At 60.4% G+C, this 25,864-nt stretch carries 30 protein-coding genes; 14 read left to right on the forward strand and 16 right to left on the reverse strand.

Annotation, left to right across the window (positions count from 1 at the left end):
- The first annotated feature begins 102 nt into the window (after positions 1-102).
- From AC1RT4_RS21245 to cysN, 3 genes are all read left to right on the forward strand, one after another.
- Complete coding sequence (locus AC1RT4_RS21245; RefSeq protein ID WP_011332485.1) at positions 103-861, forward strand: Nif3-like dinuclear metal center hexameric protein; 759 nt, start codon at positions 103-105, stop codon at positions 859-861.
- A 148-nt stretch (positions 862-1,009) separates the two neighbouring features.
- Complete coding sequence (cysD, locus tag AC1RT4_RS21250; protein ID WP_007953546.1) at positions 1,010-1,927, forward strand: sulfate adenylyltransferase subunit CysD; 918 nt, start codon at positions 1,010-1,012, stop codon at positions 1,925-1,927.
- 9 nt (positions 1,928-1,936) lie between these two features.
- Complete coding sequence (gene cysN / locus AC1RT4_RS21255) at positions 1,937-3,835, forward strand: sulfate adenylyltransferase subunit CysN (RefSeq protein ID WP_493087620.1); 1,899 nt, start codon at positions 1,937-1,939, stop codon at positions 3,833-3,835.
- A gap of 475 nt (positions 3,836-4,310) precedes the next feature.
- Here cysN and yihG read toward each other — a convergent pair whose 3' ends face one another.
- Genes yihG through AC1RT4_RS21270 form a run of 3 tightly spaced genes read right to left on the reverse strand, consistent with a single transcriptional unit; the run spans position 4,311 to position 7,719 of the window.
- Positions 4,311-5,216 carry a 1-acylglycerol-3-phosphate O-acyltransferase, YihG family gene (gene yihG / locus AC1RT4_RS21260; protein WP_007959087.1) on the reverse strand — a complete coding sequence of 302 codons (906 nt, stop codon included), beginning with the start codon at positions 5,214-5,216 and terminating at the stop codon, positions 4,311-4,313.
- A 4-nt stretch (positions 5,217-5,220) separates the two neighbouring features.
- Positions 5,221-7,320, reverse strand: a complete 2,100-nt coding sequence (pta, locus tag AC1RT4_RS21265; RefSeq protein WP_493087622.1) for a phosphate acetyltransferase — start codon at positions 7,318-7,320, stop codon at positions 5,221-5,223.
- Between the two features lie 60 nt (positions 7,321-7,380).
- Positions 7,381-7,719 (reverse strand): DUF3565 domain-containing protein, encoded by a 339-nt coding sequence (locus AC1RT4_RS21270; RefSeq protein WP_170928952.1) that lies wholly within the window; start codon positions 7,717-7,719, stop codon positions 7,381-7,383.
- Here AC1RT4_RS21270 and AC1RT4_RS21275 point away from each other — a divergent pair.
- The 3 genes from AC1RT4_RS21275 to AC1RT4_RS21285 all read left to right on the forward strand — a co-directional run bounded on the left by AC1RT4_RS21275 (position 7,688) and on the right by AC1RT4_RS21285 (position 10,039).
- Positions 7,688-8,173 (forward strand): FKBP-type peptidyl-prolyl cis-trans isomerase, encoded by a 486-nt coding sequence (locus tag AC1RT4_RS21275; protein ID WP_085698479.1) that lies wholly within the window; start codon positions 7,688-7,690, stop codon positions 8,171-8,173. The two genes, AC1RT4_RS21270 and AC1RT4_RS21275, sit on opposite strands and share 32 nt — an antisense overlap.
- 122 nt (positions 8,174-8,295) lie before the next feature.
- Positions 8,296-8,778, forward strand: a complete 483-nt coding sequence (locus AC1RT4_RS21280; protein ID WP_007959082.1) for a glutathione peroxidase — start codon at positions 8,296-8,298, stop codon at positions 8,776-8,778.
- A 157-nt stretch (positions 8,779-8,935) separates the two neighbouring features.
- The gene (locus AC1RT4_RS21285; RefSeq protein ID WP_493087628.1) at positions 8,936-10,039 is read left to right on the forward strand and encodes an NADH:flavin oxidoreductase; all 1,104 of its coding nucleotides are present in this window, start codon (positions 8,936-8,938) and stop codon (positions 10,037-10,039) included.
- Here the strand turns inward: AC1RT4_RS21285 and AC1RT4_RS21290 are convergent.
- Entirely contained in the window at positions 10,008-11,228 is a 1,221-nt protein-coding gene (locus AC1RT4_RS21290; RefSeq protein ID WP_493087631.1) for a glycosyltransferase family 4 protein, read from the reverse strand. The genes AC1RT4_RS21285 and AC1RT4_RS21290 overlap by 32 nt on opposite strands.
- 42 nt (positions 11,229-11,270) lie before the next feature.
- Positions 11,271-12,023 (reverse strand): sulfate transporter CysZ, encoded by a 753-nt coding sequence (gene cysZ / locus AC1RT4_RS21295; protein WP_493087633.1) that lies wholly within the window; start codon positions 12,021-12,023, stop codon positions 11,271-11,273.
- A gap of 310 nt (positions 12,024-12,333) precedes the next feature.
- Between cysZ and trxB the strand changes: the two genes are divergently transcribed.
- A complete protein-coding gene (gene trxB, locus AC1RT4_RS21300; protein ID WP_007957204.1) occupies positions 12,334-13,296 on the forward strand; it encodes a thioredoxin-disulfide reductase in 963 nt (320 codons plus the stop codon).
- Positions 13,297-13,359: 63 nt separating this feature from the next.
- On the opposite strand, the gene AC1RT4_RS21305 is transcribed toward trxB, so the two are convergent.
- From AC1RT4_RS21305 to AC1RT4_RS21330, 6 genes are all read right to left on the reverse strand, one after another.
- A complete protein-coding gene (locus AC1RT4_RS21305) occupies positions 13,360-13,698 on the reverse strand; it encodes a HopJ type III effector protein (protein WP_493087640.1) in 339 nt (112 codons plus the stop codon).
- A complete protein-coding gene (locus AC1RT4_RS21310) occupies positions 13,691-13,987 on the reverse strand; it encodes a DUF1244 domain-containing protein (protein ID WP_493087644.1) in 297 nt (98 codons plus the stop codon). The genes AC1RT4_RS21305 and AC1RT4_RS21310 overlap by 8 nt, the downstream gene beginning before the upstream one ends.
- Positions 13,988-14,055: 68 nt before the next feature.
- Positions 14,056-14,427, reverse strand: coding sequence for a dihydroneopterin triphosphate 2'-epimerase (gene folX / locus AC1RT4_RS21315; protein ID WP_007957207.1), 372 nt, complete (start codon positions 14,425-14,427; stop codon positions 14,056-14,058).
- Positions 14,428-14,988 carry a GTP cyclohydrolase I FolE gene (gene folE / locus AC1RT4_RS21320; protein WP_007957209.1) on the reverse strand — a complete coding sequence of 187 codons (561 nt, stop codon included), beginning with the start codon at positions 14,986-14,988 and terminating at the stop codon, positions 14,428-14,430.
- Positions 14,989-15,010: 22 nt separating this feature from the next.
- Positions 15,011-15,721: a dihydromonapterin reductase gene (folM, locus tag AC1RT4_RS21325; RefSeq protein WP_493087647.1), complete on the reverse strand. Its 711-nt coding sequence runs from the start codon at positions 15,719-15,721 to the stop codon at positions 15,011-15,013.
- Between the two features lie 56 nt (positions 15,722-15,777).
- Positions 15,778-16,347, reverse strand: a complete 570-nt coding sequence (locus AC1RT4_RS21330; protein ID WP_493087650.1) for an antibiotic biosynthesis monooxygenase — start codon at positions 16,345-16,347, stop codon at positions 15,778-15,780.
- Positions 16,348-16,559: 212 nt separating this feature from the next.
- On the opposite strand from AC1RT4_RS21330, the gene AC1RT4_RS21335 reads away from it, so the two are divergent.
- Positions 16,560-17,519, forward strand: a complete 960-nt coding sequence (locus AC1RT4_RS21335; protein WP_493087652.1) for a MerR family transcriptional regulator — start codon at positions 16,560-16,562, stop codon at positions 17,517-17,519.
- A gap of 3 nt (positions 17,520-17,522) precedes the next feature.
- Here AC1RT4_RS21335 and AC1RT4_RS21340 read toward each other — a convergent pair whose 3' ends face one another.
- Both AC1RT4_RS21340 and AC1RT4_RS21345 read right to left on the reverse strand, forming a co-directional pair.
- Positions 17,523-18,128 (reverse strand): hypothetical protein, encoded by a 606-nt coding sequence (locus AC1RT4_RS21340; protein WP_221533406.1) that lies wholly within the window; start codon positions 18,126-18,128, stop codon positions 17,523-17,525.
- Positions 18,129-18,182: 54 nt separating this feature from the next.
- Positions 18,183-18,659, reverse strand: a complete 477-nt coding sequence (locus tag AC1RT4_RS21345) for a PAS domain-containing protein (protein WP_493087654.1) — start codon at positions 18,657-18,659, stop codon at positions 18,183-18,185.
- 153 nt (positions 18,660-18,812) lie between these two features.
- Here AC1RT4_RS21345 and AC1RT4_RS21350 point away from each other — a divergent pair, with 153 nt between their 5' ends.
- A complete protein-coding gene (locus AC1RT4_RS21350; RefSeq protein ID WP_493087656.1) occupies positions 18,813-19,268 on the forward strand; it encodes a flavodoxin in 456 nt (151 codons plus the stop codon).
- On the opposite strand, the gene AC1RT4_RS21355 is transcribed toward AC1RT4_RS21350, so the two are convergent.
- A complete protein-coding gene (locus AC1RT4_RS21355) occupies positions 19,258-20,145 on the reverse strand; it encodes a LysR family transcriptional regulator (RefSeq protein WP_493087658.1) in 888 nt (295 codons plus the stop codon). The genes AC1RT4_RS21350 and AC1RT4_RS21355 overlap by 11 nt on opposite strands.
- A 95-nt stretch (positions 20,146-20,240) precedes the next feature.
- On the opposite strand from AC1RT4_RS21355, the gene AC1RT4_RS21360 reads away from it, so the two are divergent.
- From AC1RT4_RS21360 to AC1RT4_RS21380, 5 genes are all read left to right on the forward strand, one after another.
- Positions 20,241-20,627: a CidA/LrgA family protein gene (locus tag AC1RT4_RS21360; RefSeq protein WP_493087660.1), complete on the forward strand. Its 387-nt coding sequence runs from the start codon at positions 20,241-20,243 to the stop codon at positions 20,625-20,627.
- Positions 20,617-21,303: an LrgB family protein gene (locus tag AC1RT4_RS21365; protein WP_493087662.1), complete on the forward strand. Its 687-nt coding sequence runs from the start codon at positions 20,617-20,619 to the stop codon at positions 21,301-21,303. The genes AC1RT4_RS21360 and AC1RT4_RS21365 overlap by 11 nt, the downstream gene beginning before the upstream one ends.
- Before the next feature lie 132 nt (positions 21,304-21,435).
- Positions 21,436-22,218 carry a class II aldolase/adducin family protein gene (locus tag AC1RT4_RS21370; protein WP_007957227.1) on the forward strand — a complete coding sequence of 261 codons (783 nt, stop codon included), beginning with the start codon at positions 21,436-21,438 and terminating at the stop codon, positions 22,216-22,218.
- The gene (locus AC1RT4_RS21375; RefSeq protein ID WP_493087664.1) at positions 22,218-23,120 is read left to right on the forward strand and encodes an alpha/beta fold hydrolase; all 903 of its coding nucleotides are present in this window, start codon (positions 22,218-22,220) and stop codon (positions 23,118-23,120) included. Before AC1RT4_RS21370 ends, AC1RT4_RS21375 begins: the two co-directional genes overlap by 1 nt.
- A gap of 151 nt (positions 23,121-23,271) precedes the next feature.
- On the forward strand, positions 23,272-24,183 hold the full coding sequence (locus tag AC1RT4_RS21380) for an SDR family oxidoreductase (protein WP_011332507.1): 912 nt from the start codon (positions 23,272-23,274) through the stop codon (positions 24,181-24,183).
- Positions 24,184-24,227: 44 nt separating this feature from the next.
- On the opposite strand, the gene AC1RT4_RS21385 is transcribed toward AC1RT4_RS21380, so the two are convergent.
- Both AC1RT4_RS21385 and AC1RT4_RS21390 read right to left on the reverse strand, forming a co-directional pair.
- Positions 24,228-24,485, reverse strand: coding sequence for an immunity protein (locus tag AC1RT4_RS21385; RefSeq protein WP_493087667.1), 258 nt, complete (start codon positions 24,483-24,485; stop codon positions 24,228-24,230).
- The gene (locus AC1RT4_RS21390) at positions 24,482-25,516 is read right to left on the reverse strand and encodes an S-type pyocin domain-containing protein (protein WP_493087669.1); all 1,035 of its coding nucleotides are present in this window, start codon (positions 25,514-25,516) and stop codon (positions 24,482-24,484) included. Before AC1RT4_RS21390 ends, AC1RT4_RS21385 begins: the two co-directional genes overlap by 4 nt.
- Positions 25,517-25,864 lie beyond the last annotated feature (348 nt).

Consider the following 25,864-nt stretch of genomic DNA (forward strand, 5'->3'; position numbering starts at 1 on the left):
AAGCACGTCCTGGAAAAGTTGCAGGCGGGGTCAGACCGCCCATAATGTCGCGCATTATACGAGGCCGCGCGTGCCTCTGAACGGGATATTTAGGAGTCTTTCATGGCCGTCGCCCTGAGCACCCTGGTCGAAGAAGCCGACCGTTACCTCGGCAGTGCGAAAATTGCCGATTATTGCCCCAACGGCCTGCAGGTCGAGGGCCGTCCGCAGGTGATGCGCATCGTCAGCGGCGTCACCGCCAGCCAGGCATTGCTCGATGCCGCCGTCGAGGCCGAAGCCGATCTGGTGCTGGTGCATCACGGTTACTTCTGGAAGGGCGAGAACCCGTGCATCACCGGCATGAAGCAGCGCCGTCTGAAGACGCTGCTCAAGCACGACATCAGTCTGCTCGGTTATCACCTGCCGCTGGATCTGCACCCGGACGTCGGCAACAACGTGCAACTGGCCCGTCAGCTGGACATCACCGTCGAAGGACCGTTGGACCCGGACAACCTGAAGATCGTCGGTCTGGTCGGTTCGCTGAGCGAGCCGATGACCCCGCGTGATTTCGCCCGCAAAGTCCAGGAAGTCATGGGCCGCGAGCCGCTGCTGGTCGAAGGCAGCGCGATGATCCGTCGGGTCGGCTGGTGCACTGGCGGCGGGCAGGGCTACATCGACAACGCCATCGCGGCCGGCGTCGATCTGTTCCTCAGCGGTGAAGCCTCCGAGCAGACATTCCACAGCGCCCGGGAAAACGACATCAGCTTCATCGCCGCCGGCCACCACGCTACCGAACGCTATGGCGTGCAGGCGCTGGGCGACTATCTGGCGAAGCGTTTTGCCCTCGAGCATATCTTCATCGACTGCCCGAATCCGATCTGACTTTTGCCTGAAAGCACCCGAACGGGCGGGCATATTCATATACCCTTTCGATCTAGTTGGCGTCCTGATTAGAAGAGGTCGCTGTGCTAGGATTCCTCGCTCGAACACGGCCCGCTGGCCGTTCATAAGAAAGCTTTCGTGAGTAGCCATGGTCGACAAACTGACGCATCTGAAACAGCTGGAGGCGGAAAGCATCCACATCATCCGCGAGGTGGCCGCCGAGTTCGACAACCCGGTGATGCTGTACTCCATCGGTAAAGACTCCGCCGTGATGCTGCATCTGGCACGCAAGGCGTTCTTCCCGGGCAAACTGCCGTTTCCGGTGATGCACGTCGACACCCGCTGGAAATTCCAGGAGATGTACAAGTTCCGCGACAAGATGGTCGAAGAACTGGGCCTGGACCTGATCACCCACGTCAACCCGGATGGCGTTGCGCAGGGCATCAACCCGTTCACCCACGGCAGCGCCAAGCACACCGACATCATGAAGACCGAGGGCCTGAAGCAGGCACTCGACAAGCATGGTTTCGACGCCGCTTTCGGCGGTGCCCGTCGCGATGAGGAGAAGTCCCGCGCCAAGGAGCGCGTCTACTCGTTCCGCGACAGCAAACACCGCTGGGACCCGAAGAACCAGCGTCCCGAGCTGTGGAACGTCTACAACGGCAAGGTCAACAAGGGCGAATCCATTCGTGTGTTCCCGTTGTCGAACTGGACCGAACTGGACATCTGGCAGTACATCTACCTCGAAGGCATCCCGATCGTACCGCTGTACTTCGCCGCCGAACGCGAAGTGATCGAGAAGAACGGCACGCTGATCATGATCGACGACGAGCGCATCCTCGAGCACCTGTCTGATGAAGACAAAGCGCGCATCGTCAAAAAGAAAGTGCGTTTCCGTACCCTTGGCTGCTACCCGTTGACGGGCGCGGTGGAGTCCGAGGCCGAAAGCCTGACGGACATCATTCAGGAAATGCTCCTGACGCGAACTTCCGAGCGCCAGGGCCGGGTCATCGACCACGATGGCGCAGGCTCGATGGAAGACAAGAAACGTCAGGGTTATTTCTAAGGGGTTGTCATGTCGCACGCATCTGATTTGATCAGCGAGGACATCCTCGCCTACCTGGGCCAGCACGAACGTAAAGAGCTGCTGCGCTTTTTGACCTGCGGTAACGTCGATGACGGCAAGAGCACCCTGATCGGGCGCCTGCTGCACGACTCGAAGATGATCTACGAAGATCACCTCGAAGCCATTACCCGCGATTCGAAGAAAGTCGGCACCACCGGTGACGACATCGACCTGGCATTGCTGGTCGACGGCCTGCAGGCCGAGCGCGAGCAGGGCATCACCATCGATGTCGCCTACCGCTATTTCTCCACCGCCAAGCGCAAATTCATCATCGCCGACACCCCCGGCCATGAACAGTACACCCGCAACATGGCCACCGGTGCGTCCACCTGTGACCTGGCGATCATCCTGGTCGACGCCCGTTACGGCGTGCAGACCCAGACCCGTCGCCACAGCTTCATCGCCTCGTTGCTGGGCATCAAACACATCGTTGTCGCCATCAACAAGATGGACCTCAAGGGCTTCGATCAGGGCGTGTTCGAGTCGATCAAGGCCGACTACCTGAAGTTCGCCGAAGGCTTGAAGATGAAGCCGACGAGCATGCACTTCGTGCCGATGTCCGCTCTGAAGGGCGACAACGTCGTTAACAAGTCCGAGCGCTCGCCGTGGTACACCGGCCAGTCGCTGATGGAAATCCTCGAGACCGTGGAAGTGGCGGGCGATCGCAACTTCACCGATCTGCGTTTCCCGGTGCAGTACGTCAACCGTCCGAACCTGAACTTCCGCGGTTTCGCCGGCACCCTGGCCAGCGGCATCGTCAAGAAGGGCGACGAAGTCGTGGTCCTGCCTTCGGGCAAGAGCAGCCGCGTGAAATCCATCGTCACCTTCGAAGGTGAACTGGAACACGCCGGCCCTGGCCAGGCGGTAACGCTGACCATGGAAGACGAAATCGACATCTCCCGTGGCGACCTGCTGGTACACGCCGACAACGTTCCACCAGTGACCGACAGCTTCGAAGCGATGCTGGTGTGGATGGCTGAAGAGCCGATGCTGCCGGGCAAGAAATACGACATCAAGCGCGCCACCAGTTACGTGCCGGGCTCCATCGCCAGCATCGTCAACAAGGTCGACGTCAACACCCTCGAAGAAGGCCCGGCGAGCGCGTTGCAGCTCAACGAAATCGGCAAGGTGAAGATCGCGCTCGACGCGCCGATCGCCCTCGACGGTTACGACAGCAACCGCACCACCGGCGCGTTCATCGTCATCGACCGTTTGACCAACGGCACTGTCGGTGCCGGCATGATCGTCGCTCAGCCGGTGACCCATGGCACGGCTACGCATCACGGCAAACTGGCCCATGTAGCAACCGAAGAGCGCGCTCAGCGTTTCGGTCAGCAACCGGCCACTGTGTTGTTCAGCGGCCTGTCGGGCGCGGGCAAGAGCACGTTGGCGTACGCGGTCGAGCGCAAGCTGTTCGATCTGGGTCGTGCGGTGTTTGTGCTGGATGGCCAGAACCTGCGTCACGACCTCAACAAAGGTCTGCCGCAGGATCGCGCCGGTCGCACCGAGAACTGGCGTCGTGCTGCACACGTGGCGCGTCAGTTCAACGAAGCGGGTCTGCTGACGCTTGCTGCGTTCGTGGCGCCGAGTGCCGAGGGTCGTGAACAGGCCAGGGATCTGATTGGCAAGGAGCGTCTGCTGACGGTTTATGTCCAGGCTTCGCCGACTGTTTGCGCCGAGCGTGATCCGCAAGGTTTGTATGCTGCCGGTGGCGATAACATTCCGGGTGAGTCGTTCCCGTATGACGTGCCGCTGGATGCTGATCTGGTGATTGATACCCAGTCGTTGTCGCTGGAAGAAAGCGTCAAACAAGTGCTGGATCTGTTGCGTAAGCGTGGCGCGATTTAAGCGTTAGCTGCCAATGAAAAGCCCGCCGATGAGTGATCATCGGCGGGTTTTTTTTGGTTGTTTGGTGTGAATATCCGTTTTTTCTGGTGCTGCGGCTGGCGGTTCCGCTCTTACAGCGGGTCACTTTTTCAAACGCCAAAAAGTAACCAAAAGGCTTGGCCCCGGCGTTCGGCACCTCGCTTTGGCTCGGTGTTCCTTCGTTCCGGGATTCATCCGGGGGCATCGCCTACGGTTTGCTTCGCTGCACCTCCTCTCGATGCATGCGGCTGCGCCGCACGGTCGCTGCGCTCCCACCCCCGGATAAATCCCTCCACTCAGCCTTCCGATGGGGCCGGCACGTCAAAAGCGGTACTCGAGCTAACGCTCATTGTGTTGAGTGGTGGGAAGCGAAAAGCCAAAGCTAAAAGCGAACTGCTTTCCTGTGTGAGCCAGCCTGACGGCTGGCATGTTTTGTTGCGGGGGCTTCTTCGGGGGATCAGCGTTGGTTCGGGTATTCGCGGTGCATCTGCTCGAGCAATGCATCCTTGTCTTGCCACAGCTGGTTGATCCAGCCCTGGAATTGCAGGCGGTATTCGCCGTCCTGGTCGTAGTTCTTGCCGATGAACTGGGGTGGGATTTTCAGTTCTTCGAAGTGCACTACTACGTCTCGTACATTGCCGCACAGCAGGTCCCAGAAGCCAGGGCGTCCGCCGGGGTAGTGGATGGTGACGTTGACGATCGATTCCAGTTGTTCGCCCATCGCATCCAGTACGAATGCGATGCCGCCGGCTTTGGGCTTGAGCAAGTATTTGAACGGTGATTGCTGTTGCGCGTGTTTGCCTTCGGTGAAGCGTGTGCCTTCGACGAAGTTGAAGATGCCTACCGGATTGTCGCGGAATTTCGCGCAGGTCTTGCGGGTGGTTTCCAGGTCTTTGCCTTTCTTTTCCGGGTGTTTTTCCAGATAGGCTTTCGAATAGCGTTTCATGAACGGGAAGCCCAGTGTCCACCATGCCAGACCGATGACCGGGACCCAGATCAGTTCCTGTTTGAGGAAGAATTTCAGCGGCTGGATGCGTCGGTTGAGCACGTATTGCAGCACCAGGATGTCGACCCAGCTCTGGTGGTTGCTGGTGATCAGGTACGAGTGCTGGTAGTCCAGGCCTTGCAGGCCGCTGAGGTGCCAGCGGGTGCGGCGGACCAGGTTCATCCAGCCTTTGTTGTTGCTGATCCAGGCTTCGTGGGTGTGGCTCATCAGCCAGCGCGAGGCGCGGCGTGCGAGGTCGAACGGCAGCACTTTGATCAGTGCCACGAGAAACAGGAACGAGCACAGCAGGATCGTGTTCAGCGCCAGCAGCAGCGCGGCGATCACGCCGCGCAGGGTGGCAGGGAGAAAAGCCAGCATCGGGTCAGATATCCAGAGGTCGGTTGGCAGCCTGAATCGCGGTCAGGGCGATGGTGTAGACGATGTCGTCGACCTGCGCGCCGCGCGGCAGATCGTTCACCGGTTTGCGCAGGCCTTGCAGCATCGGGCCGAGGCTGACGCAATCGGCGCTGCGCTGCACGGCTTTGTGGGTGGTGTTACCGGTGTTGAGGTCGGGGAACACGAATACCGTGGCGCGACCGGCCACCTGGCTGTTCGGCGCCAGCTGCCGGGCCACGGTTTCGTTGGCGGCGGCGTCGTATTGCAGCGGCCCATCGATCAGCAGCGAGTGCTGTTGTTCGTGAGCGAGCAGGGTAGCTTCGCGAACCTTCTCGACTTCCTCGCCGGTGGCGGATTCGCCGCTGGAGTAGCTGATCATCGCCACGCGCGGGGTGATGCCGAAGGCAGCGGCCGAGTCGGCGCTTTGCAGGGCGATCTCCGCCAGTTCACTGGCGCTCGGGTGCGGGTTCATCACGCAGTCGCCGTAGACCAGCACTTCCTCGGGAAACAGCATGAAGAACACCGACGACACCAGCGTGCACCCCGGCGCGGTCTTGATCAGCTGAAGCGCAGGGCGGATGGTGTTGGCGGTGGTGTTGATGATGCCGGAGACCAGGCCGTCGACTTCATCCAGCGCGAGCATCATGGTGCCGATCACCACGGTGTCTTCCAGTTGTTGCTCGGCCATCGGCGCGTTGAGGCTTTTGCTCTTGCGCAGGGCGACCATCGGTTCGACGTAGCGTTCGCGGACCAGATCCGGATCGAGAATTTCCAGCCCCGGCGGCAGCACGATGCCCTGGGCCCGGGCGACGGCTTCGACGTCTGCCGGTTTGGCCAGCAGCACGCAACGGGCGATCCCGCGCTCCTGACAGATCGCCGCCGCTTGCACGGTGAACGGCTCGCTGCCTTCGGGCAGGACGATGCGTTTGTTGGCGGCCTGGGCGCGTTGAATCAATTGATAACGGAATACCGCCGGCGACAGGCGCATTTCCCGTGGCGTACCGCAGCGCTGGTGCAGCCAGTTGGCATCCAGATGACTGGCGACGAAATCGGTGATGATCTCCGCGCGTTCGCGGTCATCGACGGGGATTTCCTTGTTCAGACCGTTGAGCAGGTTGGCGGTGTCGTAGGAGCCGGTGCTCACCGACAGCACCGGCAAACCGGCCTGCAACGCACCACGGCACAAGTCCATGATGCGCGGATCGGGCAGGGTGTCGCTGGTCAGCAGCAGGCCGGCCAGCGGTACGCCGTTGATAGCGGCGAGGCTGACGGCGAGGATGATGTCGTCGCGATCGCCGGGGGTCACCACCAGCACGCCGGGCTTGAGCAGATCCACGGTGTTGCGCATGGTGCGCGCGCAAATGATGGTCTTGGTCATGCGCCGGGTTTCGTAGTCGCCGGCGTTGAGCACCTGGGCGCCCATCAGGTCGGCGACGTCGCGGGTGCGCGGGGCATTGAGTTCGGGCTGGAACGGAATGCAGCCGAGCAGACGAAAATCACCGGTGCGCAGCAAGGGCGAGTGCTCTTTCAGACGCGCGGCGAAGGCATCCATGCTTTCGTCAGTCTTGACCTTGTTGAGGATCACGCCGAGGACTTTCGGGTCTTTCGGCCCGCCGAACAGTTGCGCCTGCAACTCGACGCGGCCGGACAGTTCGGTCAGCACTTCGTTTTCCGGGGCCGAGACCAGAATCACCTCGGCATCGAGGCTCTTGGCCAGGTGCAGGTTGACCCGCGCGGCGTAGCTGGCGCTGCGGGTCGGCACCATGCCTTCGACGACCAGCACGTCTTTGCCGATGGCGGCCTGCTGGTAGAGGGTGATGATTTCTTCGAGCAACTCGTCGAGCTGGCCGTCGCCGAGCATCCGCTCGACGTGGGCCAGGCCCAGTGGCTGCGGCGGTTTCAGGCCGTGGGTGCGGGCCACCAGTTCGGTGGAACGCTCAGGGCCGGTGTCGCCCGGATGCGGCTGGGCGATCGGTTTGAAGAAGCCGACTTTCAGCCCGGCCCGCTCCAGCGTACGCACCAGCCCGAGGCTGATGGAGGTCAGACCCACCCCAAAGTCGGTGGGCGCGATAAAAAAAGTTTGCATGCGGATTCTCTAAGGGTGCATGGCAATGGCGATCGTCTCTGTGTGCCGATCTGCCGAAATTCAGTCGCCAAGGTTATCGCTAACCGAGCCTTGTGCGCACCAACCGCAAGCAAAGGGTTGGCCTATTTTTTCAATACGTTGCGCAGCGTCCAGGACCCACGCCCGGGACTGCCAGGGCGGGAGGTGGCGCAGGTGCTGGGTGTGGCCGCAGGAGAGCTCGGCGACCCAGTGGCCGTCCTCGTCCTGATGGAATCCGGTGACGGTCACGGGCGCCAATCGATCCCGTCTGTCCGGGTTCTGTTCGCTTTCGGGCAAATCCTTGTTTAGACTTGTCCGTTCTTCATTCTTATGCAAAAGGTCTCGCCCCATGCTGATCGCCGCCAATAAGGCTGTCTCCATCGACTATACCCTGACCAACGACGCTGGTGAGGTCATCGACAGCTCCGCCGGCGGCGCTCCGCTGGTCTACCTGCATGGCGCAGGCAACATCATCCCGGGCCTGGAAAAAGCCCTGGAAGGTAAAGAAGTCGGCAACGAGCTGGAAGTGTCCGTCGAGCCGGAAGATGCCTACGGCGAATACGCCGCTGAACTGGTCAGTACCCTGAGCCGCAGCATGTTCGAAGGCGTTGATGAGCTGGAAGTCGGCATGCAGTTCCACGCTTCGGCGCCGGACGGCCAGATGCAGATCGTCACCATTCGTGACCTGGACGGCGACGACGTCACTGTCGACGGCAACCACCCGCTGGCCGGTCAGCGCCTGAACTTCAAAGTGAAGGTCGTTGCCATCCGTGACGCCAGCCAGGAAGAAATCGCTCATGGTCACGTCCATGGCGAAGGTGGCCATCACCACTGATTTTCTGCGCTAAGCTTCGAGTACTGGAGAGGCGCCCGAGGGCGCCTTTTTAGTCCGCGGCTGTCCTTGGTGGCCTCGCCAAGTGGCTGTTTCGAGTAGAAAACGGGAATCTGGAGTTCGTCATGAGTGCTTTTCACGACCTTAAGTTGACAGCCCTGGATGGTCAGGAGCTACCGCTGGCACCCTTCAAGGGCCAAGTCGTGCTGGTGGTCAACGTCGCCTCCAAATGCGGCTTGACCCCACAGTACGCGGCGCTGGAAAACCTTTATCAGCAATACAAAGGCAAAGGCTTCAGTGTGCTGGGCCTGCCGTGCAACCAGTTTGCCGGTCAGGAACCGGGCAGTGAGCAGGAGATCCAGGAATTCTGCAGCCTCAACTATGGCGTGAGTTTTCCGTTGTCGAAAAAGCTCGAAGTCAACGGTCACGACCGTCATCAGCTGTACCGTCTGCTGGCGGGCGAGGGTGCGGAGTTTCCCGGTGATATCACCTGGAATTTCGAGAAATTCCTGCTCGGCAAGGACGGTCGGGTACTGGCCCGCTTCTCGCCGCGCACGGCGCCGGATGATCCTTCGGTGATTACGGCGATTGAAAAAGCCCTGAGCTGAAACAAAAAAATCGCAGCCCTCGAGCTGCGATTTTTTTCGCCTGCCTTTTGACCCTTAATCATTCAGATCAATAGTGCTGGCGGCTGGGTGGAACTAAACATATTATCGCCGTCATATGAATCACATGCCCGTCGATAACCTTTTCGTGGAGCCTCCCATGCCCGTGCAAGCCCTGTTCAAACCGTTCCAGCTCGGTGCCCTCGAACTGCCGACCCGCGTGGTCATGGCGCCGATGACCCGTTCGTTTTCCCCGGGCGGCGTACCCAATTCCAAAGTGATCGAGTACTACCGCCGCCGTGCGGCGGCCGGCGTCGGCCTGATCATCACCGAAGGCACCACCGTCGGCCACCAGGCTTCCAACGGTTACCCGAACGTGCCTCACTTCTACGGTGAAGCCGCGCTGGCTGGCTGGAAGAAAGTCGTGGACGCAGTACACGCCGAAGGCGGCAAGATCGTTCCGCAACTGTGGCACGTCGGCAATGTGCGCCGCATCGGCACCGAGCCGGACGCGAGCGTGCCGGGTTACGGCCCGTCGGAAAAACTCAAGGACGGTCAGGTCGTCGTACACGGCATGACCAAACAGGACATCCAGGACGTGATCGCGGCATTCGCCCAAGCGGCGAAAGATGCCCAGAGCATCGGCATGGATGGCGTGGAAATCCACGGCGCCCACGGTTACCTGATCGACCAGTTCTTCTGGGAAGGCAGTAACCAGCGCACCGACGAATACGGCGGCAGCCTGGTCAACCGTTCGCGTTTCGCCATCGAGCTGATTCAGGCTGTGCGTGCGGCGGTGGGCGAAGGCTTCCCGATCATCTTCCGCTTCTCGCAGTGGAAACAGCAGGACTACACCGCGCGTCTGGTGCAAACCGCCGAAGCGCTGGGCGAATTCCTCAAGCCGTTGTCCGACGCAGGCGTGGACATTTTCCACTGCTCGACGCGCCGTTTCTGGGAGCCGGAATTCGACGGTTCCGACCTGAACCTGGCCGGCTGGACACGCAAACTGACGGGCAAACCGACCATCACCGTCGGCAGCGTCGGCCTCGATGGTGAGTTCCTGCAGTTCATGGTCAACACCGACAAGGTCGCGCAACCGGCCAGTCTGGAAAAACTGCTGGAGCGTCTGAACAACGATGAGTTCGATCTGGTGGCAGTGGGGCGTGCGCTGCTGGTCGATCCGGACTGGGCGCAGAAAGTGCGCGAAGGCCGCGAGCAGGACATTCTGCCGTTCAGCCGTGAGGCGTTGATGACGCTGGTTTGATCGCGGTGGGAGGCTTGTCGCGCAGGTCGCGGCAAGCCCCCAGCAAATGGTTTTCAAACTGCTCGACGATGGCCGCCCAACCCTGGCGGCTGGCGTGTTGGCGTGCGTTCAGGCGTACGCAGCGCAACCTTTCGTCTTCTTCCAGCAGCCACGCTGCTGCCTCGCAGAACGCCTCTTCATCCCCGGGCATCGCCAGCACGCCGTTGTAGCCATGGCGAATATGCTGGGCCGCCGCGGCCTGATCGTAAGCCACCACCCCAAGGCCTGAGGCCAGCGCTTCGAGCACGACGTTACCAAAGGTTTCGGTCAGGCTCGGAAACAGAAAAACATCCCCCGACGCATAGTGCGCCGCCAGTGCTTCGCCCCGTTGCGAGCCGCAGAAAATCGCCTCGGGCAGTTCCTTTTCCAGTGCCATTCGTTGCGGCCCGTCGCCGACCACGATCAGCTTCAGGTTGCGTTGTGGATAAGTGCCGGCGAGCTTTTCGAAACTGCGCTTGAGCAGGCCGAGGTTTTTCTCCGGCGCCAGACGTCCTACGTGAATGACAGCAATGTCCCGCTCGCCAAGACCCCATTGCTCACGCAAGCCATTCAGGCGTTTGGCCGGGTGAAACAACTGACTGTCGACACCCCGAGACAGTAGCGCCAGGCGTTCAAAGTGCCGACGCTCCAGCTCCAGGCGCTGGCTGACGCTCGGCACCAGCGTCACCGCAGAACGATTGTGAAACCAGCGCAGATAGTGGGTGAGCAAACGCGTCAGCAAACCCAGCCCGTACTGATGGGTGTATTGCTGAAAGTTGGTATGAAAACCGCTGACCACGGCAATCCCCAGACGGCGCGCTGCGCGCAATGCCGACAGCCCGAGCGGACCTTCGGTGGCGATATAGAGCACGTCCGGGCGCTGGCGCGTCCAGCGCCGCAGCAGTTTGTGCATCGACGACTGACCCCATTGCAAACCGGGGTAGCCCGGCAACGGCCAGCCCCGGCACAACAGCAGCGACTCGTCTTCACTGCGCTGCGGATCGTCAGCCTGACGCGGTCGCACCAGTTCCACCCGATGCCCGCGTGCGCGCAAGCCGTCGCACAAGCGGCCAAGGGTATTGGCCACGCCGTTGATTTCCGGCGGGAAGGTTTCGCTGATGAGGGTGATATGTAGAGCTGTCGTCATGGCCTCAGTGTCGGCTGAGGCCATGTCGTGGTTGTGACGCTCGGATGATGGATTTGTGACGCGGTCTCAGCGTTGTGTCACAAGGTTCTCGGCCCCGCGCTCACGCACCCAGAACAGCGTAGCGCCAGCCACGGCGGCCGGCATCATCAGGATGTTGACCACCGGAATCAGCAACACCAGATAGACGATCCCGCCAAAGCTCATGCTTTGCCAACGTTTCTGCCGCAGCCAGGCGAGCATCTCGTTCCAGCCCAGCTTGTGGTTGTCCGCCGGGTAGTCGATGTACTGGATCGCCATCATCCACACCCCGAACAGCAACCACAGCGGCGCGGCGACGATATTTACCACCGGGATGAACGAAAGGATGAACAGGCCGATCGCCCGGGGCAGGAAGTAACCGAGCTTGCGCATTTCCCGCGCGAAAGTGCGCGGGACCATGGCGATCAGTTCGCCCCAACTGAAGGCCGGGAAGTCGTCGGTGCCGCGCACCACCACTTCAACCTTTTCCGCGAGGAAACCGTTGAAGGGTGCGGCGATCACGTTGGCCAGCATGGTAAAGGTGAAGAACACCATCAACGCCACCAGCACCACGAACAGCGGCCACAGGATGTAACTGAGGAAACTCAGCCATTCGGGCAGCGACGGCATCAGCGTGTCGACCCACAGGCTGAACTGGTGGCCGGCCAGGTAGATCAATCCGACGAACAGCACCAGGTTGATGGCCAGCGGCAGCAGCACGAACAGGCGCAGGCCCGGGCTGAGGACCAATTTGAGGCCTTCGCGCAGGTATTGCGGGCCGGACAGAACAGGGGCGGGCATAAGGTGCTCCGAGCAAGGGAAAACGCGCCGACCTTACCGACTTTGCAGAACCTGTGAAAGCGCGGCGGCGGGATCGACATTCACTGTAACAAAGACGTCCATCTCGTCAGTGTGTCGGCATAGAGACCACCTATGAGCTGGATTGTTAAACCGTATTTCCTTAATCTTGCCCCCCTCGATACGCTGCACCCAACTTTTTACAGGACTGTCGAGCTCACGCCTTCCCCAAGGTTATCCACAGTCCTTTTTTATTCCCGCCGGCAGTCCGGCGTCCGGCCAGGTGTCTTGGCCGGTCAACAGGAGCAGGTTCATGTCTGAAGTCCGTCATTCGCGAGTGATCATCCTCGGTTCCGGCCCTGCCGGTTACAGCGCTGCCGTCTACGCTGCCCGTGCCAACCTCAAGCCGCTGCTGATCACCGGCATGCAGGCCGGCGGTCAACTGACCACCACCACCGAAGTCGACAACTGGCCGGGCGACGTCCACGGTCTGACCGGTCCGGTGCTGATGGAGCGCATGCGCGAACACGCCGAGCGTTTTGAAACCGAGATCGTCTTCGATCACATCAACGCTGTGGACTTCGCTTCCAAGCCATACAGCCTGACCGGCGACAGCGGCACCTACACCTGCGACGCGCTGATCATCGCTACCGGCGCCAGCGCTCGTTACCTGGGCCTGCCGTCGGAAGAAGCGTTCATGGGCAAAGGCGTTTCGGCCTGCGCGACCTGTGACGGTTTCTTCTATCGCAACAAGCCGGTGGCTGTGGTCGGTGGCGGCAACACCGCTGTCGAAGAAGCGCTGTACCTGGCCAACATCGCCAGCAAGGTCACCCTGATCCACCGTCGCGAAACCTTCCGCGCCGAGAAGATCCTGATCGACAAGCTCAACGCCCGCGTGGCCGAAGGCAAGATCGAGCTGAAACTGAACGCGACCCTGGACGAAGTGCTGGGCGACAACATGGGCGTGACCGGTGCGCGCCTGAAGAACAACGACGGCAGCTTCGACGAAATCAAGGTCGACGGCGTGTTCATCGCGATCGGCCACACCCCGAACACCTCGCTGTTCGAAGGTCAGCTGGAGCTGAAGGACGGCTACCTCGTGGTTCAGGGCGGCCGTGAAGGCAACGCCACCGCGACCAGCGTCGAAGGCATCTTCGCTGCCGGCGACGTGGCCGACCACGTTTACCGTCAGGCCATCACCTCGGCCGGCGCCGGCTGCATGGCGGCACTGGACACCGAGCGCTACCTGGACGATCTGCAGAACGTTTCGTTCTAAGAACGCAGGCACAAAAAAACCGGCCAATTGGCCGGTTTTTTCATGCCTGCGATTCGCTCGGAATCAGCGGCGGGTCAGCGGCTGCGCTTCGAACTTCACGCCCGCCAGACCATTCTGGATCAGCGCACGGATATTGCCGTGATCGCTGCCTTCAGGCGTTGCCACGACCGAGCGGTAGTGTTCGCCGAACGCCAGCAGCGCTTCTTCATCGCTCAAGCCTTCCAGCAGCGCCAGACCCAGAGTCTTGCACGAACCTTCGTTCTGCCCGGCCGCGTTTTCCACACCGCCATTGTTGAACGCCTTAGGCTGGTAGTCGTAACCGGCGGCGATGAAGGACAGGGTGTCGGCAAAAACGTGTTCGCCGCTCTTGAGGCTGGCGCGCAGGGTGTTCAGATCACTCATGGGGTTTTCCTTTGGCGAACGCCGCTTGTTGTTCGGCGCTGGCTTCTTGCTGATATTGGGCTTTCCAGTCGGCGTACGGCATGCCGTAAACCACTTCACGGGCATCGTCGAGGCTGACCTCGATCTGGCGTTCGTCGGCCTCGGCCTTGTACCACTTGGACAGGCAGTTGCGGCAGAACCCGGCGAGGTTCATCAGGTCGATGTTCTGCACGTCCTTGCGGCTGTCCAGGTGGGCGACCAGCCGGCGGAAGGCGGCGGCTTCGAGTTCGAGGCGTTGTTGCTCGGTCATGATGGGCTCTGTGCAGTCAAATCGTGGCGCGGATGATAAAAGTCTGACGCCCGGAGCGCCAGACACGTTCAGCGGCTGGCGGCGAGGGTGATCGACACCGACTCGGCAAAACGCAACGCATGCGGCTTGTCGACTTCGACTTCGGCGTACAGCACCGATTCGTTGGCCATCACCAGATCCAGCAGCTCCTGGGTCAGGCGTTCGAGCAGCGCAAAACGGTTGCCTTCCACATGGGCGATGATCGCCTTGGTGATGGTGCGGTAGTTCAGCGCGTGGTCGATGTCATTGTCACGCACCGCTTCCTGCGCGGCGTACAGGATGGTCAGGTTGATCAGCACATCCTGCTTGTTGAGGATTTCGTCCTCGTTGATCCCGATAAAGGTGCGCAGGCGCAGATCCTTGACCCGGATGCGCGCCATTCCCGGTTGAAGTTGTGGCATTTACTTGCTCCGTCCAATCAATTGCAGGAACTCCTGGCGGGTGTTGCTCGACTCGCGGAAGGCGCCGAGCATGACCGAGGTGTTCATGGTCGAATTCTGTTTCTCGACACCGCGCATCATCATGCACATGTGCCGGGCTTCGATGACCACCGCGACACCGGCGGCATCGGTGACTTGCTGGACCGCCTCGGCGATCTGGCGCGTGAGGTTTTCCTGGATCTGCAGGCGGCGGGCGAACATGTCCACCAGTCGCGCGATCTTCGATAGCCCCAGCACCTTGCCCGTCGGAATATAAGCCACATGGGCCTTGCCGATGAAGGGCAGCAGGTGATGTTCGCACAACGAGTACAGCTCGATGTCGGCGACGATGATCATCTCGTCGGTGTCGGAGGCAAACAGCGCGCCATTGACGATCTCGTCGACGCTCTGTTCGTAGCCGTGACACAGATACTGCATGGCCTTCGCCGCCCGCACAGGCGTGTCGAGCAGTCCTTCGCGGTCAGGGTTTTCACCGAGACCGATCAGGATCTCGCGGTAATTCTCGGGCAGGGAACGGGTCATGGAGCATCCTCGCGGGGGCGTATTACTTGACGTGCCGCCCGCCGTTGACGGTCAGGGTCGTGCCGGTGACATACGGGTTGTCGAGCAGATAACGCAGGCTCTGATAAATCACTTCGCTGCCGGGTTCGATGCCCAGCGCGGACTTGGCCAGAGCCTTGGCGCGGTACGCCGCGTCGTCGTCGGGATTGAACAATAGCAGGGCTGGCGCGATGCCGTTGACCTTGATTGACGGCGCGTAGCGCGCGGCGAAGGACAGCGTGAGACTGTCGAGCCCGGCCTTGCTGGCGCAATAGCCGATGTGTTTGCTGCTGCCCTTGCGGGTGACGTCATCGCTGATGTGGATGATGTCGGCAGGACTCGAACGCTGCAGTAATTCGGCGCAATGCAGGTTGATCAGGTACGGCGCCAGCATGTGGATGTTGAACATCCGGCTGAAGGCTTCGGCTTCGCCGTCGTCGGTTTCCGCCAGCCACTCCGAGGCGTTGTGCACGATGGCGCGCAGGCTGTCGGTGTGAGTCTTGAGTTCAGTGATGAACGCGAGGATCGAGGCTTCGCTGGAAAAGTCCGCGTGCAACCCGAGGGCGCCCAGATCCCGCAACGTCTTCACACCCGGTCGTTCGCTGCGGTAGGTGAAGATCACCTGATGACCGTCTTCCAGCAAGCGCTGCGCACAATGCAGGCCGACCCGCTGGCCGGCGCCGGTGATGAGGATGGGAGCTGTGGAAGAGGTCATGTACGGCTCGCGTCGAAGTCAGAGCAAAAACTATAACAGCGACGCGAGCGACGGCTTCAGCGATTTTGCGTGGAGGGGCCGGCAGGCAACGGGCGTGCTGGAGTCGGGTTGAGCCAACCGGCCAGCAGGCGGGTCGACAGCGGAATGAAGAAGTAGACCATCAACGGGGTCAGGCAAAGCGTGCTGATGAAGACTTTCGGCAACAGGCTCATTTCAGCGAGCAGCGGGCCCAGCACGAAATTGAACAGCAGCGACACCGGGAAGAACGCCAGCCAGATCGCCACGGCCTGTTTCCAGCGCGGTGGGCGATGTCCGGCTGCACCGAACCAGCCTTCGATCCCGCTGACCCGATGTTCCGTCGGGTGGGCAAACAGATCGCTGCCGCGGGCCAGCCATGCGGTGCGCGATGCCGAATGTTCCCAGGCGTGCAGGGTCTGTTCGTCGACAAAGCGGAAAATGATCTGGAATTCATCGTCGCCGGGAGGCGGGGCCAGTACGCCGGAGCCGAGATAACCGGGGAAGTCGGTGGCCAGTTGTTCGCCTTCTCGCAACCAGGCGATCAAATCCTGATAACGACCATTGGCGACACGACGCGCGACCATCAGCGTGACGGGGGAAGTAGACATTGTGTATCTCCGTATTGCATTTGCGTCGCTCCGGGTAGGAGTTTCGCCTGACGCAGCGCCGGGGTAGAGGGCTGCGCTTTTCGACAAGCAAGGATTATTCCTCATTCTCATGATTAAACCAGAGACTTTCGTCCCAATTCTCGGCTTGAACGACGGTAGGTCTTCGGGAGTAGAATGGATCCAACAACGCCAACAAGGACGTGTCCGCACCAATGCCTGTGATCACAGACGTTCTTCCTGCTTTGCAGGGCTCTGTTGCGCTGGAGCGCGAAGAGCTTTTCCCGATACGTGAGGTGGCGCGTCTGACCGGCGTGAACCCGGTGACGCTGCGAGCATGGGAGCGCCGCTATGGTTTGATTCAGCCGACACGCACCGAAAGTGGGCATCGCTTGTATTCGATGACCGATATCGAGCGTGTTCGCAGCATCGTCGACTGGATCGATCGCGGTGTCGCCGTGAGCAAGGTCGGCAAGATCCTGGCCAAGACCGAGCCGATGAAAGTGCTGGCCCACCTCATACCCGATGATCTGGTGCAGGCGGACTATATCCAGTGGCAAGAGCAGGTTGAGCAGGCGGTCAGTTCATTCGATGACCAACTGCTTGATCGGGTCTACGGTCAGATCTTCTCTTCCTATACCTTGCCCGTGGTGTTTCAGGACATCCTGATGCCGCTGTGGCTGCAAATGCTGCAGCGCCAGGATGCGTTCGGGCAAACCAGCGAATGGTTGTTCTTCGATGGTTTTCTGAGAGCGAAGGTTCTGCAGCGGATCGTCGTGCTGCGGGGTTCACAGCCGCGCAAGGTGATTGTCAGCGCGCTGGCGGGGCAGTGTCGTGAACTCGAATTGCTGGTTGCGGCGCTGTTCCTCAGTGGCAATGACGCGGGCGTTCGTGTGCTCACGACCGGTCAGCCGTTCGATGAACTGACGCTGGTGTGCGAAAAGATCAGACCCCAGGCGCTGGTGCTGTTCTCCAATCACGCGCCGACCGCAGAGCTGCCACGACGCTTGAATCGTCTGGCCCTGAGTCTTGATTGTCAGTTGTTGCTGGCAGGCGATGCTGCCGATCTGGCGCAGGACAGCCTGGCCGGATCATCGGTTGGCTGTCTGGGTAATGAAGGGTCGACCATGCGCCAGCGCATGAATCAGTTTCTGGCGGGGACGCTGGATACCTGAGACTCAGGTGTGCAGGGCGGGGTGGGTCAGACGATGCTGTTGCAGGATGAACTGGCGCAGACGCTCGGTTTCGTCGGCATCGCTTTGGCTTAACTCGTAAGCATAAAAGCCGCTTTCGGTTTCCCGCTCGAACGTCCCGCGCAGGGAAATCCGCTCGTAGCCCGACGGGCTGAACCACAGGGCAAAATGCTTCGGCGGTTTGGTCTTGTTGCGCACTTCCAGCAGCACACCTTTGTGCGAAACCTCGTGAACCCACAACGTACCCGGCTGGCCCTTGGCATTTTCCAGTGCCACCGGCTCTTCCAGGGTCAGGCGCCATGGGCGCACCATCGGCCCGTCTTCATAGATGCTCGGTACACCCAGGCGCAGGTGCAGGGCGTGGAACTCGTCTTCCACCAGATGCAGCGGAAAAGTCATCTGCTGATTTTCGAAGCTGGCCTGGATGGTGACTTGCTCATGGGCTGCCAGGCGCGTGAGCAGATCACGGATCTGCGAACCACCATTGACCAGCAGGCTCGACGTCGCATCCCGCACATTCAGTTGCGGGTTGTGTTGCATGGTCTGGATGAAATCCAGCTCATCCTGGGTCAGGAGGGCGTCACGCTGCATGGCTAGCTCGAAATGAATAATTACAAAGTCATTGGTGATTGTAGTTAATGACAATTAGTTCGCTGTTTTGTTTGCGCCGTTCGTCGCTTTCAAGGCAGCAATTTCTGCTTCCAGTGCCGCGACCTGGGCTTCCAGCTGCACAACCCGCTGCTGTGCCTTGACCTGAACGGTGACGTCCTTTTGCACGCCTACGAAGTAGGTCTGCCCGTCGTCGGCATTTTTTACCGTCGACAGGGACAGTTCATTCCAGAACGGCGTGCCATCCTTGCGATAGTTGCGCAGGATTTCCCGGCATGAGCCGTTGTTGCGCAGAGCATCGCGAATCAAGACCAGGTTTTCCTGGTCGCGATCGCCTGACTGCAGAAAGCGGCAATCCTGATACAGGATTTCTTCACTGGTGTAGCCGGTCAGGCGTTCGAAAGCCGGGTTCACGTAAATCAGGATGTTGTCTTCCTTACCCTCCCGTTCGGCCACCACGATTCCATCGTTCGACGCGTTGATCACCATTTGCAGCAGGCTGGCATTGATCATCTTTGAATTCCTTTCAAGGTTATCGACCGAAGGCATTCTAGAAGATCGCCCAGCGCTGTCTACTGGCCATCAGCACTTATCGAGAGCCAATCGCAACAGGGCGTCGCTGGCTGTTACTATCGCCGCTCTTTTTTCAGTTTCAGGATCAGATTGATGAAAGTCGCCATCCTCTCCGGCTCGGTGTACGGCACGGCCGAAGAAGTCGCTCGCCACGCTCAGAGCCTGTTGAACGCCGCCGGTTTTGAAACCTTCTACAACTCCCGCGCCAGCCTTGCCGATCTCCAGGCCTTTGGTCCTGAAGCCTTGCTCGGTGTGACCTCGACCACCGGCATGGGCGAGCTGCCGGACAACCTGCAACCGTTGTATTCGGCGATTCGCGACCAATTGCCGGCGGCCTGGCGTGGTTTGCCCGGCGCGGTGATCGCCTTGGGCGACGCCAGTTACGGCGACACTTTCTGCGGCGGCGGCGAGCAACTGCGGGAGTTGTTCGGTGAACTGGGCGTGAATGAAGTGCAGGACATGCTGCGTATCGACGCCAGCGAAAGCGTCACCCCGGAAACCGACGCCGAGCCTTGGCTGGAACAGTTGATCGCCACGCTCAAGGGCTGATTCCACGCTCGCGCAACAGCGCCAGCCAGGCCTGCGCAGCCTTCGACAGATAGGCACCCCGGCGCCAGATGAAAGCGATATCCCAGCGCAAATAGTCCGGCGCACTCAAGGTCAGGCGCACCACGCCTGGCCGCACCAGACCACGCGCCACCACGCTGGGTAGCAACACCACGCCTTGCCCGGCGGCGACCAGCGCCGCGAGAAAATCCGCCTGCCCGCTGCGCCCGCCTTCCTTCGGGGTGAAACCCATCTGCTGGCACGCCTGAAGCAGGCGATCATTGAGCACGAAACTGCGCTGATACAAAAGAAACGGCGTCTCGGCCAACTCTTCCAGACCGATTTCAGATTTTGCCGCCAGTGGATGATCCACCGGTAGCAGCGCATCCAGCGGTTCATCGCAGAACGGCTGAAAATCGAATTGCGGATCTTTCGGCAGCAGGCTGCCGCCCAACTCCAGCTCCCCGCTGAGCACCGCCTGTTCGATATTGCGACTGCCGCCTTCAAGCAACTGCACGCTGATGTTCGGGTAACGCCGTCGGTATTCGGCGAACAACCCGGCAAACAACGCGTCGCTGCCCAACAACGGCAGTCCGAGACGTAACTCGCCGCGTGCCAGCTGGCTGAGGTCATCCAGTTCGCTGAGCAATTCATTGCGCAACCGCAGCATGCCTTCGGCCCGTTGCAGCACCACACTGCCGGCGGCAGTCAGGCGTATCTGCGAGCCCAGTCGTTCGAGCAATGGGGTGCCGAGACTCTGTTCGAGCTGGGCGATCTGCTTGCTCACGGCGGACTGACTGATGTGCAGGGTCTTCGCGGCTTGGGTGAAACCGCCCTGATGCAGGACTTCGACGAAGCTTTTGAGCTGTTTGAATTCCATGGCGTGATTCCAGATTGGAATGGCTTTGAGTCTAACAATTCGCTTCGGAGATGGCAGTCGGGTTCGTAAAATAGGCACCTGAAAGGAGCCCACCGATGAAAGCCTCGACCGTTAAATACCTCTCCCGCCTGCTGGCCGAACTGGCCGTTCTGCTTGCTCTCTACCTGCTCGGCTGCCAGATCGCAGCGTGGCTGGCCTGGCCAGTTCCCGGCGGCGTGATAGGCATGGCGCTGTTGCTGCTGGGTTTCGCGTTCGGCTGGGTCAAACCGGCGGCGCTGCAAATGGGCGCGGGATTGTTGATGGCCGAGATGCTGCTGTTCTTCATTCCGGCGCTGATGAGTTTGCTGGATTACGGCGCATTGCTGCGCGATGACGGCTGGCGGATCTTGTTGGTGATCGCGGCCAGTACGCTGATGGTGATGCTGGTGACCGCGTTCACTGTGGAACTGGCCGTGCGCCTGAGGCGGTCCCATGAAGCTTGAGCTGATGCCGATGTTCTGGCTGGCGTTTACGTTGCTGGCTTATCTGTTCAGTCGCTGGCTGTACCGCCGGACCGGGCATTACGTGCTGTCGCCACTGATTCTGGTCCCCGCGTTGCTGCTGGCGCTTGCCGTGCCGCTGCACACCGCTTACGCCGAGTACTCCAGCAACACCCATTGGCTGATGCTGGTGCTCGGGCCTGTCACCGTGGCGTTTGCAGTGCCGATCTGGCAACAGCGGCGCTTGCTGGTGCGGCATTGGTCGGCGTTGTTGCTGGGCATGCTGGCTGGCAGCGCCGCATCAATCGCCACGTCGTTCGGCCTCGCGAAGGCGCTGGCGCTGGACAGTTCGGTGACGCTGTCGCTGGTGCCGCGCTCGATCACCACACCCTTCGCCATGCCGCTGGCGCAAGACCTGGGCGGTGTGCCGGAGCTGACAGCGGTGTTCGTGATGTTCACCGGTGTGTTCGGCGCGATGCTCGGCGGTGTGCTGCTCAAGTGGCTGCCGTTGCGCAGCGCCCTGGCGCGCGGTGCATTGTTCGGCGTCGGTGCGCACGGTGCCGGAGTCAGTCGGGCTCATGAAGTGGGCGGCGAAGAAGGCTCGGTCGCGGGGCTGGTAATGGTGCTCACCGGGCTGCTCAATCTGTTCGCCGCACCTTTGTTGGCGTCGTTGCTTTGACATGGATCCAAGCTGTTTGCGTAGCTGACTCGTTCAGTCATCAAGCTGGCTGCCAATGCAACTACGCGACCGTCCGGGGCTGACTAGACTGCTGACACACGCAAAAACAATAAGAACGCAGAGGTGCATACAGTGAGCGTAGCCCCCGTCCCTTCGTCCGTGAACGTCAAAGACCAGGTCAGTGCCGCGGAATGGCAGACCCGGGTCGATCTGGCCGCCTGTTATCGTCTGGTCGCGCTGCATGGCTGGGACGATCTGATTTTCACCCACATTTCCGCCAAGGTGCCCGGCACCGAAGATTTTCTGATCAACCCGTTTGGCCTGATGTTCCATGAGATCACCGCCTCGAGCCTGGTGAAGGTCGACCAGGCCGGCAACAAACTCATGGACAGCCCTTACGAAATCAATCCTGCCGGCTACACCATCCACAGCGCCGTGCACGAAGTGCGGCACGACGTGGCCTGCGTGCTGCACACCCACACCGCCTCCGGTGTCGCAGTGTCGGCGCAGAAGCAGGGGGTGTTGCCGATCAGTCAGCAATCGCTGTTCGTGCTGTCGAGCCTGGCCTTTCATGCCTATGAGGGTGTGGCGCTCAATCATGAAGAGAAAGCGCGGTTGCAGGCGGATCTCGGTGACAGCAATTTCCTGATGCTGCACAACCACGGTCTCCTGACCTGTGGTGGCACCATCGCCGACACGTTCCTGATGATGTTCACCTTTCAGCGTGCGTGCGATATCCAGGTCATGGCGCAGACCGGCGGTGCCGAACTGATCGCCATCGAACCGCAGATTCTGGCAGGCGCCAAGGCGATGATTGCCGGCGTCACCAAAAGTGCTCAAGGCATGGGTGGCGCGCTGGCCTGGCCGGCGCTGCTGCGCAAACTCGATAAACAAGACCCGGGGTATAAACTCTAATGCCTCTCGCCGAGATTCCGCTGAGTGCCTGGCGCAAGCGCAGCCAGACGTTTGTCTTCCGTGGTCAGCCGATCCGTTACTGGACGGCCGGGCAGGGCGAACCGCTGCTGCTGATCCATGGTTTCCCGACGGCCAGTTGGGACTGGCATTACCTGTGGCAGCCGCTGTCCCAGCGCTACCGGGTGATTGCCTGCGACATGCTCGGCTTCGGCGACTCGGCCAAACCCCTCAATCACACCTACAGCCTGCTGGAGCAGGCCGATCTGCAACAGGCCTTGCTGGCGCATCTGCAGATCGAACAACCGGTGCACATTCTGGCCCACGACTACGGCGACAGTGTTGCCCAGGAACTGCTGGCCCGGCATTACGACGATCTGATCGAGGTCGCCAGTTGCGTGTTCCTCAACGGTGGTCTGTTCCCGGAAACCCATCGGCCGCTGCTGACGCAAAAACTGCTGCTCAGCCCCTTGGGCTGGATGATCGGCCGGGCCTTCACCCGTGATGCGCTGGTGAAAAGTTTTCATCAGATTTTCGGCCCGGACACCCGGCCCAGCGAAAGCGAGATGGATGATTTCTGGAGCCTGATCGAATGCAATCGCGGGCCGCGGGTCATGCACAAGCTGATTCACTACATTCCCGAACGTCGGGTTCAGCGTGATCGCTGGGTCGCGGCGATGCAGCGCGGCGAGGTGCCGCTGCGGGTGATCGACGGCGAAGTCGATCCGATTTCGGGCGCGCACATGGTCGAGCGTTATCGCGAGTTGATTCCCGACGCGGACACCGTGCTGTTGCCGGGCATCGGACACTACCCGCAAACCGAAGCGCCGGTGCAGGTGCTCAAGCATTACCTCGAATTTCGCGATCACTTCGTGTTGCCGCCGCGCAAGGTGGCGTGTTCCTGAACGCTTGCCGGAGGCGCCTGGCGCCTCGGCACGTTTTCATCATCCCCCAGCCTTATCGCGCACCATTCAGCCCCAGCCGTGTTCGTTGTGACCGAACGCGTCGTGCCTGACACTCGGGACACTGTCCCTCAGGCCTGCTGGAGTTGCCCCGATGAATGAGTCTGTGCGTTTCGAAGATAAAGTCGTGATCGTCACCGGAGCCGGTGGTGGCCTGGGACGCGCTCACGCTTTGCTGTTCGCCAAACAGGGCGCCAAAGTGCTGGTCAACGACCTCGGCGGATCGACCCAGGGCGAGGGCGCCAACGCTTCGGCCGCTGATCGCGTGGTAGCGGAAATCCGTGAGGCCGGCGGCATCGCCGAAGCCAACCATGATTCGGTCACCGACGGCGACAAACTGGTGCAGAACGCGCTCGATGTGTTCGGCCGCGTCGATGTGGTGGTCAACAACGCCGGGATCCTGCGCGACAAGACCTTTCACAAGATGGAAGACGCCGACTGGGATCTGGTCTATCGCGTCCACGTCGAAGGCGCCTACAAAGTGACACGCGCCGCATGGCCGCACCTGCGCGAGCAAAATTACGGCCGAGTGATCTTCACCGCGTCGACCTCGGGCATCTATGGCAACTTCGGCCAGTCCAACTACGGCATGGCCAAATTGGGTCTCTACGGCCTGACCCGCACTCTGGCCATCGAAGGTCGCAAGAACAACATCCTGGTCAACGCCATCGCCCCCACCGGCGGCACCCGCATGACCGAAGGCCTGATCCCGCCGCAAGTGTTCGAACAACTCAAACCGGAACTGGTCAGCCCGCTCGTGGTGTACCTGGCCAGCGAACAATGCCAGGAAACCTCCGGCCTGTTCGAAGTCGGCGGCGGCTGGATGGGCAAGGTGCGCTGGGAGCGCAGCCTGGGCGCCGGGTTCGATCCTCGCGTCGGGTTTTCCCCGGAAGACGTCGCGGCGCACTGGCAGCAGATCTGTGATTTCGAAGGCGCGGCGCATCCGAAGGACAACATTGAAGCGCTGAAGGAAATGATGGGGAATTTGCAGAAGTATTCGTTGTAGGTGGAGAGGGCCACCAAGTTGATCCTTGGTGGCCTGACGCTCTGCTAAGCGTATTTGTTGTTTGACATGAAATCAGGAGCTTTCCAGTTCGGGCCTTTGATAGCGATTGGTCCGTCACCATTGGCGAGCACACCCTCCTCGAAAAGCCTGGCGTAAGTTTTCAGTAACTCACCATTCTCGATGACTTCGTATCGGTACCGTCCAAACATTCGATCTAGTGACGGAATCGCGGAACCGAGTGCGAAGACAGTCAGGACATCTTCTACCGTTTCATTTTTGATGATCTGTTCGACGATGCTCACTGCTTGCCTCCTTTTAACAAGTTTCTAAAAAACAATTCGTCTTGTTTGTCCGCTGCCGCTATCGCGTCTTTCGAATAGAGCAGTGACTCGTTATCTTCCAGCTTGAAATCTTCCAATGTCGCAGTGTGCGCGTTGTTCCACATTGGAGATTCTCTGTCGGGTCGGAAGGCATCGCTCAAGCCCAGCGCTCGAAACCGTTCAAGCTCCCTGATTTCGTGAGTGTAATAGCGTAGATCCGTATCCGTGAAAGCCAGCCGTCCGCTAAGAATTTCTTCTAATCGCTGGATCATCACGTCATTGGCATCCGATTGATCGAGGCGTGCGATATGCAGCTTCACCGCATCGATCCCGGCGCGACTTATGACCGAGGATCGCCAGTCCAGATCAAGTATTGGCCCCCCAGCCTGGTTCGGATTGAAAACGCGGCCACTGAATTTCCCTCTGACGAATGCCCCATCGTAGGGACTGCTGAAAACCACATACAGCGGCGGTATCCCGGACTCAATCGGAAAAACCGTGATAAACCCGCCAAACTCAAACCGATCCAGTTCAGGAAATGGATCAATCCGCCCCTCTCCGGGAACCACTTCAGCACCGTCGTAAATCGGCAGATCCTTATCCGCCTGCGGCAAATCCGTAGAAGGATTCAGCGGATCTGCTAATGGCGTCCAGGTCAGCGTGGGGCCGTTGGTGTCGCTGGCGGTGGAAACGTAAGTGTGGGTGCGAGCGTCAAAGCGTGCCGCCCGAACTGGCACATTGGCTGGGACCGTCAGACCATCCGTGGTGACTACGACGAACTCGATTTTGTCGCCCATCGTCGACGAGCCCAGCCTGACCGGCAGATCGACTTCCCCTCCAATGGTGCCCAACTGATAAAGCTCCTCGCTGCTCAAGTCGGGTGCGAGGTCTGACAGTGGAACGCTGGCCGAATACAGATCGCTGTTGCCCAGTTTCGACGGGGCCAGCAAAGCGGCGAATCCGACGATCACCGGCGCAGCCACTGTAGAAATCGCCGACAGCGCCAGGGACACCGCCGTTCGTAGCGACGTTCTGATTGCCAGCGTGGTTGCCGGGCTTACTGACTCGGCGCGCTAAACCATCGCCCATAAAAAAGGCCGCTGCAAACGCAGCGGCCAAGGTAAGACGTTGGATCAAGGAGCTACAAATCAACGTCAGTGAACACCGGGGCGATGAATCGAAGAACGCTTCGGTCCATCAGAAATCGGTTGCCGCCGACTCGGTCGCGGACTTCGTGCTTCGCGGCGGTGCGCCGTGAAAGCCCGCTCAGAATAAGCGCTCGAGACCAAAGTAAAAATAGCGAAACCGTACATGCACTGTTACGGGGCATGTAACAGTGCGGCGATTTGATGGCCATCATC

Source organism: Pseudomonas sp. GW821-FHT11D10, assembly GCF_058808435.1.